Here is an 18,282-nt window from a genome sequence, read left to right on the forward strand (position 1 = left end):
ACTTTTTTATACATTAAAATATAATACCGCTGTTTGTTGGTTTGGAGTTAAACCCTTATGTTGGTATTTTCATTTTCAGAGATTTAAATAATTTTGAATATTAGTAAAACCTAAACCATGATAATGAATTAAGGCTTCTTTAAGACTAGATTGTAATTTACTGATTTTATTTAAGTTACGATAACTAGCTTCAGGATTAATTGTTGTTTTAGTTACACATAAAGTAGAATTTGTTTGTTTTGCTACTAAAAAATATAATTTTTGCATATCAGAAGTAATAATTGAATTTTCGTTAATTAATTCTTTGTTCATATTTTCAATAACTCATTGTTTTTGTAAACGTTTGGTGTTTGTGGATTTAACATAAATATTGTTATTATTATCAATTGCCATTTGAATACAGCATTTAGTATTAGTTGCGAATGGGTCAAGGTGAATTCTTCGTGGATCAGTTTTATATTTGAAATTTCCTTTATGAATTTCTTTAATAAATGTTTCATCGATTTGGATTTTACCAGATAATTTTTTAAATTTTAATTGGGTATTTTCTAATTGTTTTGATTTCATTAATTTTTGACGATTATATCAAGCAGTTTTTAATGTAGTTTTAATAAAACGAGAAATTGTTTTACTAGATTGCCCCAGCAATGAAATTTGAATCAATAAATTTCATTGTTCATAATTTAAATGACTTCAATAAATAAAATGATTACGAAAAGCGTCAAAACTTGCACGGCAATTTTTACATAAATATTTTTGTTTTCCTTCTGAATTATGTCCATTTTTAACGCAATGGTAAGATTCACATTTAGGGCATTTAATACCGTGCGCTCTAAATTTTTGATCAATTTCATTTAACCGTTTTTGTTTTTTTATTAATTCTGCTTGTTGTTTGACTTTTTCATAAAATTCTAAAAATTGATCATCTGTTAAAGTATTTACTAGTTCTTGAATTATTTTTTCCATAATTATTATCCACCTCTATCATATTAAAATATACCTAAAATTAAGTATATTCAATAAATATCAAGAGTTTTCGACAAAATTAAAAAAAAATGAGTAAGTAAATATCTCAATTTATGTATCAACTTATATATGAATAATACAGATAACATATCTGTAAATAAATTGATTAAAAAATATTTTCGTGGTAGTAAAATGACATTAGACTTCTTGCAAAATTAATTTAAAATATAATTGAATTGTTGTTTTTAATAAAAAGGTGGAATTTAAATGAAATTTAAAAAAAATAATCAAATAAGTGATAAAAATTTTTTAAGATTAACTGGTATTAAACATACTACTTTTAATAAAATGCTAGAAATTTTAAAAATAGAAGAATTAAAAAAGAGATTTCGTCGCGGAAGAACCAATAAATTATCATTAGAAAATCGTATTTTAATGACTTTAGAATATTGAAGAGAATATAGAACTTATTTTCATATTGCAAAAAGTTATGATATTAGTGAAAGTAGTTGTTATAGAAATATCAAATGAATTGAAGACACTTTAATAAAACACCCTAATTTTCAACAACTTACTGGTCAAAAATCACTATTAAAAGATTATTTCAAAGATAAGACTGTTATAATTGATGTAACTGAAAGCCAAATCCAACGCCCAAAAAAAGACAAAAACAGCACTACTCAGGAAAAAAGAAAAAACACACAATAAAAACACAAGTTATAATTGAAAAAGATAGTAAAAAAATTATTAGTTCTGATTTTTCTTATGGTAAAAACCATGACTTTAAAATTTTAAAAGATTCAAAAATTAAATTTTTACCAGAAACAACTGTTTTAGTGGATTTAGGTTATCAAGGCATACAAAAAATTAATCATAATGTTTTAATTCCTAAAAGAAAATCAAAGAAAAACCCTTTAAATAAAGAAGAAAAGCAAAATAATGAGCGAATTTCAAAAATGAGAATTGTTATTGAAAATGTTTTTGCTATACTTAAAAAATTTAAAATTATTAGTGAAAAATATCGAAATCGTAGAAAAAGATTTGCTTTAAGATTTAATTTAATAGCTTCAATTTATAATTTACAACTATTAGTTTAAATATATTTGATAATTTAAAATTTCAGTCTTTTTTTATTGTAAATAATAATTTTTATTATGTTTTAATGACAAAATATTTGTAAAAATAATCTAAAAATTATTTTAATAACACTTTTATATTTATTTTAAATTTAAAAATTATAATTATCATATTAATTTTGCAAGAAGTCTAATTTATTGGTTCTTCCGCGACGAAATCTCTTTTTTAATTCTTCTATTTTTAAAATTTCTAGCATTTTATTAAAAGTAGTATGTTTAATACCAGTTAATCTTAAAAAATTTTTATCACTTATTTGATTATTTTTTTTAAATTTCATTTAAATTCCACCTTTTTATTAAAAACAACAATTCAATTATATTTTAAATTAATTTTGCAAGAAGTCTATTAACTTAAATTCACTCTGCTCTGCTTTGTTCTCAAATTTTATCATTAAATGTGAAATTGCATTACCTCAATTTTGAATTGGCATCGTTCAATATTTTAAAAACTATAAACCACTACCCAAAGAAAGATGGCTTTTTAGGATAACAAACATCCTTGAATAACTAAACAACTTTTTCATTTTTTATATTTTGTCAGAATAAAAACCAGTAATTTTAGTTAATTACGAGCCTGTCCAAAATTCTGTGTCTCGATAATTCATTCTGAATTATACTTAAAAGAAGGAGAACAGAAAATGACAAAAAAAAAAATAAAAAAAGAACCTGACGCAATTGATAAAGTTGTTGATTATTTTTTAGAAAATATTGATAATCCACAAGATTTATTTAAAGGCAATACTATTTTTCAGGAATTTACCAAAAAATTAACTGAACGAATGTTAAATACGGAAATTAAAGATCATCTTGAAAGTGATGAGAATCATAATAAAAGAAATGGCAACACACAAAAAACTTTTAATTTTGTCGAAAACTCTTGATAAAATAAAAAAAATCATCAACTTGATAATTTTAAAAGGCTTTTATGTAAAATTACTATTTTTACTTTAACTTTTTTATACATTAAAATATAATACCGCTGTTTGTTGGTTTGGAGTTAAACCCTTATGTTGGTATTTTCATTTTCAGAGATTTAAATAATTTTGAATATTAGTAAAACCTAAACCATGATAATGAATTAAGGCTTCTTTAAGACTAGATTGTAATTTACTGATTTTATTTAAGTTACGATAACTAGCTTCAGAATTAATTGTTGTTTTAGTTACACATAAAGTAGAATTTGTTTGTTTTGCTACTAAAAAATATAATTTTTGCATATCAGAAGTAATAATTGAATTTTCGTTAATTAATTCTTTGTTCATATTTTCAATAACTCATTGTTTTTGTAAACGTTTGGTGTTTGTGGATTTAACATAAATATTGTTATTATTATCAATTGCCATTTGAATACAGCATTTAGTATTAGTTGCGAATGGGTCAAGGTGAATTCTTCGTGGATCAGTTTTATATTTGAAATTTCCTTTATGAATTTCTTTAATAAATGTTTCATCGATTTGGATTTTACCAGATAATTTTTTAAATTTTAATTGGGTATTTTCTAATTGTTTTGATTTCATTAATTTTTGACGATTATATCAAGCAGTTTTTAATGTAGTTTTAATAAAACGAGAAATTGTTTTACTAGATTGCCCCAGCAATGAAATTTGAATCAATAAATTTCATTGTTCATAATTTAAATGACTTCAATAAATAAAATGATTACGAAAAGCGTCAAAACTTGCACGGCAATTTTTACATAAATATTTTTGTTTTCCTTCTGAATTATGTCCATTTTTAACGCAATGGTAAGATTCACATTTAGGGCATTTAAAATACCGTGCGCTCTAAATTTTTGATCAATTTCATTTAACCGTTTTTGTTTTTTTATTAATTCTGCTTGTTGTTTGACTTTTTCATAAAATTCTAAAAATTGATCATCTGTTAAAGTATTTACTAGTTCTTGAATTATTTTTTCCATAATTATTATCCACCTCTATCATATTAAAATATACCTAAAATTAAGTATATTCAATAAATATCAAGAGTTTTCGACAAAATTAAAAAAAAATGAGTAAGTAAATATCTCAATTTATGTATCAACTTATATATGAATAATACAGATAACATATCTGTAAATAAATTGATTAAAAAATATTTTCGTGGTAGTAAAATGACATTAGACTTCTTGCAAAATTAATTTAAAATATAATTGAATTGTTGTTTTTAATAAAAAGGTGGAATTTAAATGAAATTTAAAAAAAATAATCAAATAAGTGATAAAAATTTTTTAAGATTAACTGGTATTAAACATACTACTTTTAATAAAATGCTAGAAATTTTAAAAATAGAAGAATTAAAAAAGAGATTTCGTCGCGGAAGAACCAATAAATTATCATTAGAAAATCGTATTTTAATGACTTTAGAATATTGAAGAGAATATAGAACTTATTTTCATATTGCAAAAAGTTATGATATTAGTGAAAGTAGTTGTTATAGAAATATCAAATGAATTGAAGACACTTTAATAAAACACCCTAATTTTCAACAACTTACTGGTCAAAAATCACTATTAAAAGATTATTTCAAAGATAAGACTGTTATAATTGATGTAACTGAAAGCCAAATCCAACGCCCAAAAAAAGACAAAAACAGCACTACTCAGGAAAAAAGAAAAAACACACAATAAAAACACAAGTTATAATTGAAAAAGATAGTAAAAAAATTATTAGTTCTGATTTTTCTTATGGTAAAAACCATGACTTTAAAATTTTAAAAGATTCAAAAATTAAATTTTTACCAGAAACAACTGTTTTAGTGGATTTAGGTTATCAAGGCATACAAAAAATTAATCATAATGTTTTAATTCCTAAAAGAAAATCAAAGAAAAACCCTTTAAATAAAGAAGAAAAGCAAAATAATGAGCGAATTTCAAAAATGAGAATTGTTATTGAAAATGTTTTTGCTATACTTAAAAAATTTAAAATTATTAGTGAAAAATATCGAAATCGTAGAAAAAGATTTGCTTTAAGATTTAATTTAATAGCTTCAATTTATAATTTACAACTATTAGTTTAAATATATTTGATAATTTAAAATTTCAGTCTTTTTTTATTGTAAATAATAATTTTTATTATGTTTTAATGACAAAATATTTGTAAAAATAATCTAAAAATTATTTTAATAACACTTTTATATTTATTTTAAATTTAAAAATTATAATTATCATATTAATTTTGCAAGAAGTCTATTTTATATTTGAGCTAAAAAAATTATTAATGGTTATTATCAAGACAACTTTTATGAATTGCAATTCAAATCAACAACACCAAAAAATATTAAATATCAATTTTCATTAGAAACCAGAAAACAAATTTGTGATTATTACTTTGATTACAAATTTGTAGGTGCGGGCGGTGTATTATCGCTTTATCATAATATTCATCAAAAAAATGTGCATGATATAGATACAAATAATGTCCCCAAATCAATTAATACTTTTTATCGTTGAATTAAACAAGACAAACGCTATGGAGAAATAAAAACGCAAATGAAAAAAGCAAAACGCCATTTTAAGCGTTATGAAGTTTCAGATATTGGACTACTGCAAATGGATGCTAAAGTGTTTACTGATAAAATTTTCCTAGTGCTAAGCATAGATTATATGTTTATGATTTCATTGACGAAATAACAAGAATTGCTTTTGGATATGTGTATGATAGTTTAGGAACCAATAATGCCATTAATGCCATGCAAAGAGCAATGAAAGATTTTGGCGAACTTGGCATAACAATTAAACGCATTCGCACTGATAATGCTCCGGAATTCACTACTACTAATTGAAGTAATAAAAAAGCATACAAAGTAAAAGAAAGACCTTTTACAACCTTTCTTTCAAAAAATGGAATTATCCATGAAACCACACCAATCCGTTCTCCTCAGAGCAACGGAAAGATTGAACGGTTTCACCGTAATTATAATAGTTTATTTTGGTTTAAAAAATGTGGTTTTGAAATAAAATTTGATGTTAAACAATTACAAATTCATTTGAATGAGTGGTACACATTTTATAATTTCAAACGAAAACATAAAAGCTTGAATTACAAAACTCCATTTGAAACTTTAAATAAATTTATTATTGCAAAATAATTATTTAAAAAATAATAGAAACTCGTGAAAAATGTTTTAATTTGGTTAATTTTGAATTAAATATTTTTTATTGTGAATAAAATTAATTTTTTTTTAATTTTGTCGAAAACTCTTGATAAAATAAAAAAAATCATCAACTTGATAATTTTAAAAGGCTTTTATGTAAAATTACTATTTTTACTTTAACTTTTTTATACATTAAAATATAATACCGCTGTTTGTTGGTTTGGAGTTAAACCCTTATGTTGGTATTTTCATTTTCAGAGATTTAAATAATTTTGAATATTAGTAAAACCTAAACCATGATAATGAATTAAGGCTTCTTTAAGACTAGATTGTAATTTACTGATTTTATTTAAGTTACGATAACTAGCTTCAGGATTAATTGTTGTTTTAGTTACACATAAAGTAGAATTTGTTTGTTTTGCTACTAAAAAATATAATTTTTGCATATCAGAAGTAATAATTGAATTTTCGTTAATTAATTCTTTGTTCATATTTTCAATAACTCATTGTTTTTGTAAACGTTTGGTGTTTGTGGATTTAACATAAATATTGTTATTATTATCAATTGCCATTTGAATACAGCATTTAGTATTAGTTGCGAATGGGTCAAGGTGAATTCTTCGTGGATCAGTTTTATATTTGAAATTTCCTTTATGGATTTCTTTAATAAATGTTTCATCGATTTGAATTTTACCAGATAATTTTTTAAATTTTAATTGGATATTTTCTAATTGTTTTGATTTCATTAATTTTTGACGATTATATCAAGCAGTTTTTAATGTAGTTTTAATAAAACGAGAAATTGTTTTACTAGATTGCCCCAGCAATGAAATTTGAATCAATAAATTTCATTGTTCATAATTTAAATGACTTCAATAAATAAAATGATTACGAAAAGCGTCAAAACTTGCACGGCAATTTTTACATAAATATTTTTGTTTTCCTTCTGAATTATGTCCATTTTTAACGCAATGGTAAGATTCACATTTAGGGCATTTAATACCTTGCGATCTAAATTTTTGATCAATTTCATTTAACCGTTTTTGTTTTTTTATTAATTCTGCTTGTTGTTTGACTTTTTCATAAAATTCTAAAAATTGATCATCTGTTAAAGTATTTACTAGTTCTTGAATTATTTTTTCCATAATTATTATCCACCTCTATCATATTAAAATATACCTAAAATTAAGTATATTCAATAGACTTCTTGCAAAATTAATATGATAATTATAATTTTTAAATTTAAAATAAATATAAAAGTGTTATTAAAATAATTTTTAGATTATTTTTACAAATATTTTGTCATTAAAACATAATAAAAATTATTATTTACAATAAAAAAAGACTGAAATTTTAAATTATCAAATATATTTAAACTAATAGTTGTAAATTATAAATTAGACTTCTTGCAAAATTAATATGATAATTATAATTTTTAAATTTAAAATAAATATAAAAGTGTTATTAAAATAATTTTTAGATTATTTTTACAAATATTTTGTCATTAAAACATAATAAAAATTATTATTTACAATAAAAAAAGACTGAAATTTTAAATTATCAAATATATTTAAACTAATAGTTGTAAATTATAAATTGAAGCTATTAAATTAAATCTTAAAGCAAATCTTTTTCTACGATTTCGATATTTTTCACTAATAATTTTAAATTTTTTAAGTATAGCAAAAACATTTTCAATAACAATTCTCATTTTTGAAATTCGCTCATTATTTTGCTTTTCTTCTTTATTTAAAGGGTTTTTCTTTGATTTTCTTTTAGGAATTAAAACATTATGATTAATTTTTTGTATGCCTTGATAACCTAAATCCACTAAAACAGTTGTTTCTGGTAAAAATTTAATTTTTGAATCTTTTAAAATTTTAAAGTCATGGTTTTTACCATAAGAAAAATCAGAACTAATAATTTTTTTACTATCTTTTTCAATTATAACTTGTGTTTTTATTGTGTGTTTTTTCTTTTTTCCTGAGTAGTGCTGTTTTTGTCTTTTTTTGGGCGTTGGATTTGGCTTTCAGTTACATCAATTATAACAGTCTTATCTTTGAAATAATCTTTTAATAGTGATTTTTGACCAGTAAGTTGTTGAAAATTAGGGTGTTTTATTAAAGTGTCTTCAATTCATTTGATATTTCTATAACAACTACTTTCACTAATATCATAACTTTTTGCAATATGAAAATAAGTTCTATATTCTCTTCAATATTCTAAAGTCATTAAAATACGATTTTCTAATGATAATTTATTGGTTCTTCCGCGACGAAATCTCTTTTTTAATTCTTCTATTTTTAAAATTTCTAGCATTTTATTAAAAGTAGTATGTTTAATACCAGTTAATCTTAAAAAATTTTTATCACTTATTTGATTATTTTTTTTAAATTTCATTTAAATTCCACCTTTTTATTAAAAACAACAATTCAATTATATTTTAAATTAATTTTGCAAGAAGTCTAATACCTTGCGCTCTAAATTTTTGATCAATTTCATTTAAACGTTTTTGTTTTTTTATTAATTCTGCTTGTTGTTTGACTTTTTCATAAAATTCTAAAAATTGATCATCTGTTAAAGTATTTACTAGTTCTTGAATTATTTTTTCCATAATTATTATCCACCTCTATCATATTAAAAATATACCTAAAATTAAGTATATTCAATAAATATCAAGAGTTTTCGACAAAATTAAAACCATTTTTCTAACGATTTTAAGGATTTTCATGTAAAATGATATATATATATATATATATATATCGAAAAAATAAAGTAATAAAGGAATTAAAATAATGAAAATTTTAAATAAAATAGCTCTTTTGGGATTAACAATATTACCAACGATTGGATGTTCTAAAAAACCAAATGAATTAATAGAACAAAAGAATAAAATTTATAATTTTGAAATCAGAAATCTAGAAAAAGTGAGGTTTTGAATTTCGAATTCAACAAATAATATTACACAAGTTCAAATAAATAAAATAGATAATAACAATCTAAATGAAAAATTACCAGAATTAAGAAATTTAGAAAACCTTAGTTTCTTATTTACACAAAAATTACAAAATAATCAGAGCAAACAAGATAAGATTAGACAACTAATAAATACAGACGGTCAAGAAACCGCCATGCGAAATACATGAGTAATTAATAAAAAAATAACAATTAAAGCACAAGGTACAAATTTAGATGACTGCAAATATGATAGTTTAGGAAATATTAGTCCTGCTTATGATAATAATAAAATAGATTACATATTAAGAAATACAAATGATTTTGAAATTGAAATTGAAAATCCGTAATAACTAAAAATTTAGGGCCTGTCCAAAATTCTGTGTCTCGATAATTCATTCTGAATTATACTTAAACGAAGGAGAACAGAAAATGACAAAAAAAAGAACCTGATGCAATTGATAAAGTTGTTGATTATTTTTTAGAAAATATTGATAATCCACAAGATTTATTTAAAGGCAATACTATTTTTCAGGAATTTACCAAAAAATTAACTGAACGAATGTTAAATACGGAAATTAAAGATCATCTTGAAACTGATGAGAATCATAATAAAAGAAATGGCAACACACAAAAAACCATTATTACTAAAAATGGTTCAATCGCAATTGATGTACCAAGAGATCGAAATAGTACTTTTGAACCAGTAATTATTCCGAAAAGACAAAGAAGATTTGATAACTTTGATCAAAAAGTAATTTCTTTATATGCAAGAGGAATGACAATTTCTGATATCAAAGCACAATTGCAAGAATTCTATCACGGAGCAGAAATTTCAGAAAGTTTAATTAGTCAAATAACTGATGATGTTATTGAAGAAGTTAAAATGTGACAAACTAAACCTTTAGAGAAGATTTATCCGATTGTTTATTTTGATTGTATTGTTGTTAAAGTAAAGCAAGATAAACGAATAATAAATAAAGCAGTTTATCTTGCCTTAGGAATTAATTTAGATGGTTTAAAAGATATTTTAGGAATGTGAATTAGCGAGAATGAGGGAGCCAAATTTTGACTTAATATTAATGTGCTTACGGAAATGAAAAATCGTGGCTTACAAGATATTCTTGTTGCTTGTAGCGATAATTTAACTGGAATGTCTGATGCAATAGAAGCTGTGTTCCCAAAAACACAGCACCAATTATGCATCGTTCATCAAATTCGTAATAGTTTAAAATTTGTCCCTTACAAAGATCGCAAACTTGTAGCTAATGATTTAAAATCAATTTATACAGCAATTAATGAAGAAATAGCGCTAGTTGCTTTAGATCATTTTTCTGAAAAATGAAATAAAAAGTATCCACAAATTACTAAATCATGAAAAAATAACTGAAATAATTCTTAAATTTTATAGATAAGTATTGATAAAATAAAAAAGTCATCAACCTGACTTTTAAAAATTAATTTTATTAAATTTTAGAATTAATGGTTATAAATTAAAATACAATAAGCTTGATTGTTGATAAGGATTTAAACCATAATGTTGATATTTTCATTTTCATAAGTTGAGATAATCTTGAATGTTAGTAAACCCAATGCCATGATAATGAGTGAGAAATTCTTTTATACTGGATTGAACTTTGCTAACATTTTTTAAATTATAATAACTAGCTTTTTTAGAAGCATTATGTTTAACTTGTTTTAACTTACATTTAGTTTGTATTGCAACTAAATCATACAAGGGGTGCATATCTGTTTTTAAAAGCGAATTTTCTTTAATAAGTTTGTTAGTTAAATTATCTTCAACCCATTTTCGTTTTAGTCTTTTAGTATTGGTAACTTGTGCATAAATATTAAGGTTTTCATCAATAGCTACTTGAATACAACATTTTGTATTTTTAGCATTAGGTTCAATATAGAGTTTTCTTGGGTCATCTTTGGATTTAAAATTTCCTTTATGAATTTCTTTAATAAAAGTTTCATCAATTTCAATGATGCCACTAAGTTTCTTAAAAGATTTTTGAGTTTTTGCTAATTGTTTTGATTTCATTAATTTTTGACGATTAAATCATGCTGAAAGTGTTGAAGTGTTGATAAAATTAGCAATTATTCTTGAAGATTGTCCTAACATAGCAATTTTAATTAATAAATCTCATTGTTCATAAGAAAGTTTACTACGATAAGTAAAATGATTTCTAAACGCATCAAAACTACTTTTGCAATTTTTACATAAATATCTTTGTTTATCATTTTTAAACCCATTTTTTACACATTTAAAGGATTTACAATCAGGAGACAAATTATACCCTTCTTTTTAAATTTATTATCAATAATTGCTTTTAATTTTGTCGAAAACTCTTGATAAAATAAAAAAAATCATCAACTTGATAATTTTAAAAGGCTTTTATGTAAAATTACTATTTTTACTTTAACTTTTTTATACATTAAAATATAATACCGCTGTTTGTTGGTTTGGAGTTAAACCCTTATGTTGGTATTTTCATTTTCAGAGATTTAAATAATTTTGAATATTAGTAAAACCTAAACCATGATAATAAATTAAGGCTTCTTTAAGACTAGATTGTAATTTACTGATTTTATTTAAGTTACGATAACTAGCTTCAGGATTAATTGTTGTTTTAGTTACACATAAAGTAGAATTTGTTTGTTTTGCTACTAAAAAATATAATTTTTGCATATCGGAAGTAATAATTGAATTTTCGTTAATTAATTCTTTGTTCATATTTTCAATAACTCATTGTTTTTGTAAACGTTTGGTGTTTGTGGATTTAACATAAATATTGTTATTATTATCAATTGCCATTTGAATACAGCATTTAGTATTAGTTGCGAATGGGTCAAGGTGAATTCTTCGTGGATCAGTTTTATATTTGAAATTTCCTTTATGGATTTCTTTAATAAATGTTTCATCGATTTGGATTTTACCAGATAATTTTTTAAATTTTAATTGGGTATTTTCTAATTGTTTTGATTTCATTAATTTTTGACGATTATATCAAGCAGTTTTTAATGTAGTTTTAATAAAACGAGAAATTGTTTTACTAGGTTGCCCCACAGCAATGAAATTTGAATCAATAAATTTCATTGTTCATAATTTAAATGACTTCAATAAATAAAATGATTACGAAAAGCGTCAAAACTTGCACGGCAATTTTTACATAAATATTTTTGTTTTCCTTCTGAATTATGTCCATTTTTAACGCAATGGTAAGATTCACATTTAGGGCATTTAATACCTTGTGCTCTAAATTTTTGATCAATTTCATTTAAACGTTTTTGTTTTTTTATTAATTCTGCTTGTTGTTTGACTTTTTCATAAAATTCTAAAAATTGATCATCTGTTAAAGTATTTACTAGTTCTTGAATTATTTTTTCCATAATTATTATCCGCCTCTATCATATTAAAAATATACCTAAAATTAAGTATATTCAATAAATATCAGAGTTTTCTTTTAATTTTGTCGAAAACTCTTGATAAAATAAAAAAAAAATCATCAACTTGATAATTTTAAAAGGCTTTTATGTAAAATTACTATTTTTACTTTAACTTTTTTATACATTAAAATATAATACCGCTGTTTGTTGGTTTGGAGTTAAACCCTTATGTTGGTATTTTCATTTTCAGAGATTTAAATAATTTTGAATATTAGTAAAACCTAAACCATGATAATGAATTAAGGCTTCTTTAAGACTAGATTGTAATTTACTGATTTTATTTTAAGTTACGATAACTAGCTTCAGGATTAATTGTTGTTTTAGTTACACATAAAGTAGAATTTGTTTGTTTTGCTACTAAAAAATATAATTTTTGCATATCAGAAGTAATAATTGAATTTTCGTTAATTAATTCTTTGTTCATATTTTCAATAACTCATTGTTTTTGTAAACGTTTGGTGTTTGTGGATTTAACATAAATATTGTTATTATTATCAATTGCCATTTGAATACAGCATTTAGTATTAGTTGCGAATGGGTCAAGGTGAAATTCTTGGGACTGTACAATTAACTGTGTCTTTAAGTAATTAACTTAAATTCACTCTGTCCTCAAATTTTATCATTAAATGTGAAATTGCACTACCCCAATTTTGAATTGGCATCGTTCATTTCTTAACCATATTTTGAAATGCTAAATAAAATATTTTAAAAACTGATGCGTCATTAGGAAAAATCTTTTTATTCTTAATGACTTTTCTTAGTTGACTATTAACAGATTCAATCGCATTAGTTGTGTAAATAATCCTTCTAAATTCTTGAGGATATTCAAGAAAAATTATTAAATTATTTCAGTTATTTTTTCATGATTTAGTAATTTGTGGATACTTTTTATTTCATTTTTCAGAAAAATGATCTAAAGCAACTAGCGCTATTTCTTCATTAATTGCTGTATAAATTGATTTTAAATCATTAGCTACAAGTTTGCGATCTTTGTAAGGGACAAATTTTAAACTATTACGAATTTGATGAACAATGCATAATTGGTGCTGTGTTTTTGGGAACACAGCTTCTATTGCATCAGACATTCCAGTTAAATTATCGCTACAAGCAACAAGAATATCTTGTAAGCCACGATTTTTCATTTCCGTAAGATTATTAAGTCAAAATTTGGCGCCCTCATTCTCGCTAATTCACATTCCTAAAATATCTTTTAAACCATCTAAATTAATTCCTAAGGCAAGATAAACTGCTTTATTTATTATTCGTTTATCTTGCTTTACTTTAACAACAATACAATCAAAATAAACAATCGGATAAATCTTCTCTAAAGGTTTAGTTTGTCACATTTTAACTTCTTCAATAACATCATCAGTTATTTGACTAATTAAACTTTCTGAAATTTCTGCTCCGTGATAGAATTCTTGCAATTGTGCTTTGATATCAGAAATTGTCATTCCTCTTGCATATAAAGAAATTACTTTTTGATCAAAGTTATCAAATCTTCTTTGTCTTTTCGGAATAATAGACTTCTTGCAAAATTAATATGATAATTATAATTTTTAAATTTAAAATAAATATAAAAGTGTTATTAAAATAATTTTTAGATTATTTTTACAAATATTTTGTCATTAAAACATAATAAAAATTATTATTTACAATAAAAAAAGACTGAAATTTTAAATTATCAAATATATTTAAACTAATAGTTGTAAATTATAAATTGAAGCTATTAAATTAAATCTTAAAGCAAATCTTTTTCTACGATTTCGATATTTTTCACTAATAATTTTAAATTTTTTAAGTATAGCAAAAACATTTTCAATAACAATTCTCATTTTTGAAATTCGCTCATTATTTTGCTTTTCTTCTTTATTTAAAGGGTTTTTCTTTGATTTTCTTTTAGGAATTAAAACATTATGATTAATTTTTTGTATGCCTTGATAACCTAAATCTACTAAAACAGTTGTTTCTGGTAAAAATTTAATTTTTGAATCTTTTAAAATTTTAAAGTCATGGTTTTTACCATAAGAAAAATCAGAACTAATAATTTTTTTACTATCTTTTTCAATTATAACTTGTGTTTTTATTGTGTGTTTTTTCTTTTTTCCTGAGTAGTGCTGTTTTTGTCTTTTTTTGGGCGTTGGATTTGGCTTTCAGTTACATCAATTATAACAGTCTTATCTTTGAAATAATCTTTTAATAGTGATTTTTGACCAGTAAGTTGTTGAAAATTAGGGTGTTTTATTAAAGTGTCTTCAATTCATTTGATATTTCTATAACAACTACTTTCACTAATATCATAACTTTTTGCAATATGAAAATAAGTTCTATATTCTCTTCAATATTCTAAAGTCATTAAAATACGATTTTCTAATGATAATTTATTGGTTCTTCCGCGACGAAATCTCTTTTTTAATTCTTCTATTTTTAAAATTTCTAGCATTTTATTAAAAGTAGTATGTTTAATACCAGTTAATCTTAAAAAATTTTTATCACTTATTTGATTATTTTTTTTAAATTTCATTTAAATTCCACCTTTTTATTAAAAACAACAATTCAATTATATTTTAAATTAATTTTGCAAGAGATCGAAATAGTACTTTTGAACCAGTAATTATTCCGAAAAGACAAAGAAGATTTGATAACTTTGATCAAAAAGTAATTTCTTTATATGCAAGAGGAATGACAATTTCTGATATCAAAGCACAATTGCAAGAATTCTATCACGGAGCAGAAATTTCAGAAAGTTTAATTAGTCAAATAACTGATGATGTTATTGAAGAAGTTAAAATGTGACAAACTAAACCTTTAGAGAAGATTTATCCGATTGTTTATTTTGATTGTATTGTTGTTAAAGTAAAGCAAGATAAACGAATAATAAATAAAGCAGTTTATCTTGCCTTAGGAATTAATTTAGATGGTTTAAAAGATATTTTAGGAATGTGAATTAGCGAGAATGAGGGCGCCAAATTTTGACTTAATAATCTTACGGAAATGAAAAATCGTGGCTTACAAGATATTCTTGTTGCTTGTAGTGATAATTTAACTGGGATGTCTGATGCAATAGAAGCTGTTTTCCCAAAAACACAGCATCAATTATGCATTGTTCATCAAATTCGCAATAGTTTAAAATTTGTTCCTTACAAAAATCGCAAACTTGTAGCTAATGATTTAAAATCAATTTATACAGCAATTAATGAAGAAATAGCGTTAATTGCTTTAGATCATTTTTCAGAAAAATGAAATAAAAAGTATCCACAAATTACTAAATCATGAAAAAATAACTGAAATAATTTAATAATTTTTCTTGAATATCCTCAAGAATTTAGAAGAATTATTTACACAACTAATGCGATTGAATCTGTTAATAGTCAATTAAGAAAAGTCATTAAGAATAAAAAGATTTTTCCTAATGACGCATCAGTTTTTAAAATATTTTATTTAGCATTTCAAAATATGGTTAAGAAATGAACGATGCCAATTCAAAATTGGGGTAGTGCAATTTCACATTTAATGATAAAATTTGAAGACAGAGTGAATTTAAGTTAATTACTTAAAGACACAGTTAATTGTACAGTCCCCCTTTATACTAACATATCCTAATATAAAATGTAAATACTTTCTTAGTTATTTTTAAAATTTATTTAATTTCAACCCCAGCACCAGCAGCAACAAGTTTTTCCTTAATTTTTTCGGCTTCTTCTGGTTTAACTTTTTCTTTAATTACTGGATTTTCACCTTCAACTAATTTTTTAGCTTCCATTAAAGGTTTTTCGGTAATCTCTGCTACTGCTTTAATAACTGCAATTTTAGAATCACCAAGTTTAGTTAAAATAACATTTACCTCCTCCTCCTCTGTCGGTGCAACATTACCATCACCCTGTGAAGCTGCTTGCATCATCACTGGTGCACTAGCAGTAACATTAAAATGTTCTTCAATTGCTTTTACTAATTCATTTAGTTCAATTAATTTCATCTCTGCTAGCGAAGCGATAATATCTTGTTTTGTTATTTTATTACCTTTTTTAACACTATCAGTTTTTTCTTCGTTAATTTTATTTTCTATTTCTTCTTGGGTATCTTTTTTTATTGGATTATTTTCTGCCATAATATAATTCTCTCCTTTTATTTTTATATATCAGTTTATTCTGTTGATTGTTTATCAGCAATGGCTTTAATTGCTAAAGCCACATTAATTAATGGACTAATAATTGCTGAAGCAAACATTGAAATAAGGCTGTTTTTTGAAGGCAATGTGGCTAATACTTGTAATTCATCATATAACACTACTTTACCATCCAAAATAGCACTTTTTAATACTAAATTTTTATGTTCCTTAGCAAAATTAGCTAATAATCTTGGAGCCACAATTTCATCAGTTGCCGAAAACACTAATGCGTTAGGACCTAATAAGATATCATCTAAATTACTAATACTTAACTCTTGTAATGCTCTTCTTACTAATGTATTTTTATAAATTTTTAAACTAACATCCTCACTTCTTAACTGTAACTTTAAATTTGTTAAATCTTGAACAGAAAATCCATGATAATGAATGATAGTTGTTGACTTTGACGATGCAATCTTTGTTTTAATCTCTTGAACAATATTACTTTTAGTTTCTATTGCTGGTCGCATTCATCCACCCCTTCCTAATTTCTTAAACATAACCGTTTAATCCTGAAATCAATATCTATCTTACATAAAAAAACTCGGTATTACATAGCGAGTTTAAAAGAGTTTTTGTAATCCAAAATCCTATACCTTTTAATCCCCTCGGCAACATAATTAAGGTTTCCCCGTTGCTGTCTATAGACATTGATAGCATAAAATAATAATAATATGTTTTTAACACAAATGCAATACTTATTTTAAAATTTTTGTAAATCACACACAGTTATTAGACTATGCTTCTCTTAATTGATTTAATAATACCATATTTTGTGTTATTAAAATTAAAAAAATTATTTTAATTTTGTCGAAAACTCTTGATATTTATTAGACTTCTTGCAAAATTAATTTAAAATATAATTGAATTGTTGTTTTTAATAAAAAGGTGGAATTTAAATGAAATTTAAAAAAAATAATCAAATAAGTGATAAAAATTTTTTAAGATTAACTGGTATTAAACATACTACTTTTAATAAAATGCTAGAAATTTTAAAAATAGAAGAATTAAAAAAGAGATTTCGTCGCGGAAGAACCAATAAATTATCATTAGAAAATCGTATTTTAATGACTTTAGAATATTGAAGAGAATATAGAACTTATTTTCATATTGCAAAAAGTTATGATATTAGTGAAAGTAGTTGTTATAGAAATATCAAATGAATTGAAGACACTTTAATAAAACACCCTAATTTTCAACAACTTACTGGTCAAAAATCACTATTAAAAGATTATTTCAAAGATAAGACTGTTATAATTGATGTAACTGAAAGCCAAATCCAACGCCCAAAAAAAGACAAAAACAGCACTACTCAGGAAAAAAGAAAAAACACACAATAAAAACACAAGTTATAATTGAAAAAGATAGTAAAAAAATTATTAGTTCTGATTTTTCTTATGGTAAAAACCATGACTTTAAAATTTTAAAAGATTCAAAAATTAAATTTTTACCAGAAACAACTTTTAATTTTGTCGAAAACTCTTGATATTTATTGAATATACTTAATTTTAG

The 18,282-nt window shown here is 23.6% G+C and carries 23 protein-coding genes, 5 pseudogenes and 1 other annotated feature; of the genes and pseudogenes, 12 read left to right on the forward strand and 16 right to left on the reverse strand.

Features of this window, described 5'->3' with window-relative positions; translation table 4 throughout:
* Positions 1-6 precede the first annotated feature (6 nt).
* Positions 7-966 carry an IS1/IS1595 family N-terminal zinc-binding domain-containing protein gene (locus AAHM82_RS02775; protein ID WP_342264053.1) on the reverse strand — a complete coding sequence of 320 codons (960 nt, stop codon included), beginning with the start codon at positions 964-966 and terminating at the stop codon, positions 7-9.
* Between the two features lie 267 nt (positions 967-1,233).
* Between AAHM82_RS02775 and AAHM82_RS12935 the strand changes: the two genes are divergently transcribed.
* Complete coding sequence (locus AAHM82_RS12935; RefSeq protein WP_342263396.1) at positions 1,234-1,674, forward strand: transposase family protein; 441 nt, start codon at positions 1,234-1,236, stop codon at positions 1,672-1,674.
* Positions 1,671-2,063: a transposase family protein gene (locus AAHM82_RS12940; RefSeq protein ID WP_342264845.1), complete on the forward strand. Its 393-nt coding sequence runs from the start codon at positions 1,671-1,673 to the stop codon at positions 2,061-2,063. The genes AAHM82_RS12935 and AAHM82_RS12940 overlap by 4 nt, the downstream gene beginning before the upstream one ends.
* Before the next feature lie 152 nt (positions 2,064-2,215).
* Here AAHM82_RS12940 and AAHM82_RS02785 read toward each other — a convergent pair whose 3' ends face one another.
* The gene (locus AAHM82_RS02785; protein ID WP_342264478.1) at positions 2,216-2,380 is read right to left on the reverse strand and encodes a hypothetical protein; all 165 of its coding nucleotides are present in this window, start codon (positions 2,378-2,380) and stop codon (positions 2,216-2,218) included.
* Between the two features lie 360 nt (positions 2,381-2,740).
* Between AAHM82_RS02785 and AAHM82_RS02790 the strand changes: the two are divergent.
* Positions 2,741-2,959, forward strand: a pseudogene (locus AAHM82_RS02790) (IS256 family transposase); the annotation flags it as partial.
* 99 nt (positions 2,960-3,058) lie between these two features.
* Here the strand turns inward: AAHM82_RS02790 and AAHM82_RS02795 are convergent.
* A complete protein-coding gene (locus AAHM82_RS02795) occupies positions 3,059-3,715 on the reverse strand; it encodes a transposase (protein WP_342264480.1) in 657 nt (218 codons plus the stop codon).
* A 572-nt stretch (positions 3,716-4,287) separates the two neighbouring features.
* On the opposite strand from AAHM82_RS02795, the gene AAHM82_RS12945 reads away from it, so the two are divergent.
* From AAHM82_RS12945 to AAHM82_RS02815, 4 genes are all read left to right on the forward strand, one after another.
* Positions 4,288-4,728, forward strand: a complete 441-nt coding sequence (locus AAHM82_RS12945) for a transposase family protein (RefSeq protein ID WP_342263396.1) — start codon at positions 4,288-4,290, stop codon at positions 4,726-4,728.
* Positions 4,725-5,117: a transposase family protein gene (locus tag AAHM82_RS12950; RefSeq protein WP_342264845.1), complete on the forward strand. Its 393-nt coding sequence runs from the start codon at positions 4,725-4,727 to the stop codon at positions 5,115-5,117. Before AAHM82_RS12945 ends, AAHM82_RS12950 begins: the two co-directional genes overlap by 4 nt.
* Before the next feature lie 229 nt (positions 5,118-5,346).
* Positions 5,347-5,730 carry a hypothetical protein gene (locus AAHM82_RS02810; RefSeq protein ID WP_342264482.1) on the forward strand — a complete coding sequence of 128 codons (384 nt, stop codon included), beginning with the start codon at positions 5,347-5,349 and terminating at the stop codon, positions 5,728-5,730.
* Positions 5,731-5,735: 5 nt separating this feature from the next.
* Entirely contained in the window at positions 5,736-6,188 is a 453-nt protein-coding gene (locus AAHM82_RS02815; protein ID WP_342264900.1) for an integrase core domain-containing protein, read from the forward strand.
* Between the two features lie 191 nt (positions 6,189-6,379).
* Here the strand turns inward: AAHM82_RS02815 and AAHM82_RS02820 are convergent, their stop codons facing one another.
* The 4 genes from AAHM82_RS02820 to AAHM82_RS02830 all read right to left on the reverse strand — a co-directional run bounded on the left by AAHM82_RS02820 (position 6,380) and on the right by AAHM82_RS02830 (position 8,808).
* The gene (locus tag AAHM82_RS02820; protein WP_342264483.1) at positions 6,380-7,339 is read right to left on the reverse strand and encodes an IS1/IS1595 family N-terminal zinc-binding domain-containing protein; all 960 of its coding nucleotides are present in this window, start codon (positions 7,337-7,339) and stop codon (positions 6,380-6,382) included.
* Positions 7,340-7,764: 425 nt separating this feature from the next.
* Positions 7,765-8,157 (reverse strand): transposase family protein, encoded by a 393-nt coding sequence (locus AAHM82_RS12955; protein ID WP_342264845.1) that lies wholly within the window; start codon positions 8,155-8,157, stop codon positions 7,765-7,767.
* Entirely contained in the window at positions 8,154-8,594 is a 441-nt protein-coding gene (locus AAHM82_RS12960) for a transposase family protein (RefSeq protein ID WP_342263396.1), read from the reverse strand. Before AAHM82_RS12960 ends, AAHM82_RS12955 begins: the two co-directional genes overlap by 4 nt.
* 43 nt (positions 8,595-8,637) lie before the next feature.
* Positions 8,638-8,808, reverse strand: a complete 171-nt coding sequence (locus AAHM82_RS02830; RefSeq protein WP_342263450.1) for a hypothetical protein — start codon at positions 8,806-8,808, stop codon at positions 8,638-8,640.
* A gap of 181 nt (positions 8,809-8,989) precedes the next feature.
* Here AAHM82_RS02830 and AAHM82_RS02835 point away from each other — a divergent pair, with 181 nt between their 5' ends.
* Both AAHM82_RS02835 and AAHM82_RS02840 read left to right on the forward strand, forming a co-directional pair.
* Positions 8,990-9,499, forward strand: coding sequence for a hypothetical protein (locus AAHM82_RS02835; protein ID WP_342264484.1), 510 nt, complete (start codon positions 8,990-8,992; stop codon positions 9,497-9,499).
* A 131-nt stretch (positions 9,500-9,630) separates the two neighbouring features.
* Positions 9,631-10,545 (forward strand): annotated as a pseudogene (locus AAHM82_RS02840) (IS256 family transposase); the annotation flags it as partial.
* 90 nt (positions 10,546-10,635) lie between these two features.
* Here the strand turns inward: AAHM82_RS02840 and AAHM82_RS02845 are convergent.
* From AAHM82_RS02845 to AAHM82_RS12970, 7 genes and pseudogenes are all read right to left on the reverse strand, one after another.
* Positions 10,636-11,445, reverse strand: a complete 810-nt coding sequence (locus tag AAHM82_RS02845; protein ID WP_342264485.1) for an IS1595 family transposase — start codon at positions 11,443-11,445, stop codon at positions 10,636-10,638.
* A 138-nt stretch (positions 11,446-11,583) separates the two neighbouring features.
* Positions 11,584-12,252 (reverse strand): transposase, encoded by a 669-nt coding sequence (locus AAHM82_RS02850; RefSeq protein ID WP_342264486.1) that lies wholly within the window; start codon positions 12,250-12,252, stop codon positions 11,584-11,586.
* Positions 12,174-12,545 (reverse strand): IS1/IS1595 family N-terminal zinc-binding domain-containing protein, encoded by a 372-nt coding sequence (locus AAHM82_RS02855; RefSeq protein ID WP_342264487.1) that lies wholly within the window; start codon positions 12,543-12,545, stop codon positions 12,174-12,176. The genes AAHM82_RS02850 and AAHM82_RS02855 overlap by 79 nt, the downstream gene beginning before the upstream one ends.
* Before the next feature lie 334 nt (positions 12,546-12,879).
* Positions 12,880-13,107 (reverse strand): hypothetical protein, encoded by a 228-nt coding sequence (locus AAHM82_RS02860; protein WP_342264488.1) that lies wholly within the window; start codon positions 13,105-13,107, stop codon positions 12,880-12,882.
* An 82-nt stretch (positions 13,108-13,189) separates the two neighbouring features.
* Positions 13,190-14,125, reverse strand: a pseudogene (locus tag AAHM82_RS02865) (IS256 family transposase); the annotation flags it as partial.
* Positions 14,126-14,296: 171 nt separating this feature from the next.
* Positions 14,297-14,689: a transposase family protein gene (locus AAHM82_RS12965; protein WP_342264845.1), complete on the reverse strand. Its 393-nt coding sequence runs from the start codon at positions 14,687-14,689 to the stop codon at positions 14,297-14,299.
* Positions 14,686-15,126 (reverse strand): transposase family protein, encoded by a 441-nt coding sequence (locus AAHM82_RS12970; protein ID WP_342263396.1) that lies wholly within the window; start codon positions 15,124-15,126, stop codon positions 14,686-14,688. Before AAHM82_RS12970 ends, AAHM82_RS12965 begins: the two co-directional genes overlap by 4 nt.
* A gap of 47 nt (positions 15,127-15,173) precedes the next feature.
* On the opposite strand from AAHM82_RS12970, the pseudogene AAHM82_RS02875 reads away from it, so the two are divergent.
* Positions 15,174-16,151, forward strand: a pseudogene (locus AAHM82_RS02875) (IS256 family transposase); the annotation flags it as partial.
* A gap of 91 nt (positions 16,152-16,242) precedes the next feature.
* On the opposite strand, the gene rplL reads toward AAHM82_RS02875, so the two are convergent.
* Both rplL and rplJ read right to left on the reverse strand, forming a co-directional pair.
* Positions 16,243-16,710 (reverse strand): 50S ribosomal protein L7/L12, encoded by a 468-nt coding sequence (gene rplL / locus AAHM82_RS02880; RefSeq protein ID WP_342264489.1) that lies wholly within the window; start codon positions 16,708-16,710, stop codon positions 16,243-16,245.
* Positions 16,711-16,745: 35 nt separating this feature from the next.
* Positions 16,746-17,270, reverse strand: a complete 525-nt coding sequence (gene rplJ / locus AAHM82_RS02885; protein ID WP_342264490.1) for a 50S ribosomal protein L10 — start codon at positions 17,268-17,270, stop codon at positions 16,746-16,748.
* Positions 17,271-17,296: 26 nt separating this feature from the next.
* Positions 17,297-17,435, reverse strand: a sequence feature (ribosomal protein L10 leader region).
* A 234-nt stretch (positions 17,436-17,669) separates the two neighbouring features.
* Between rplJ and AAHM82_RS02890 the strand changes: the two genes are divergently transcribed.
* Entirely contained in the window at positions 17,670-18,110 is a 441-nt protein-coding gene (locus AAHM82_RS02890) for a transposase family protein (protein WP_342263396.1), read from the forward strand.
* Positions 18,107-18,160: pseudogene (locus AAHM82_RS12975) on the forward strand (hypothetical protein); the annotation flags it as partial. The gene AAHM82_RS02890 and the pseudogene AAHM82_RS12975, both read left to right, overlap by 4 nt.
* Positions 18,161-18,282 lie beyond the last annotated feature (122 nt).

Source organism: Spiroplasma endosymbiont of Clivina fossor (assembly GCF_964031115.1).
Lineage (GTDB): Bacteria > Bacillota_I > Bacilli_A > Mycoplasmatales > Nriv7 > Nriv7.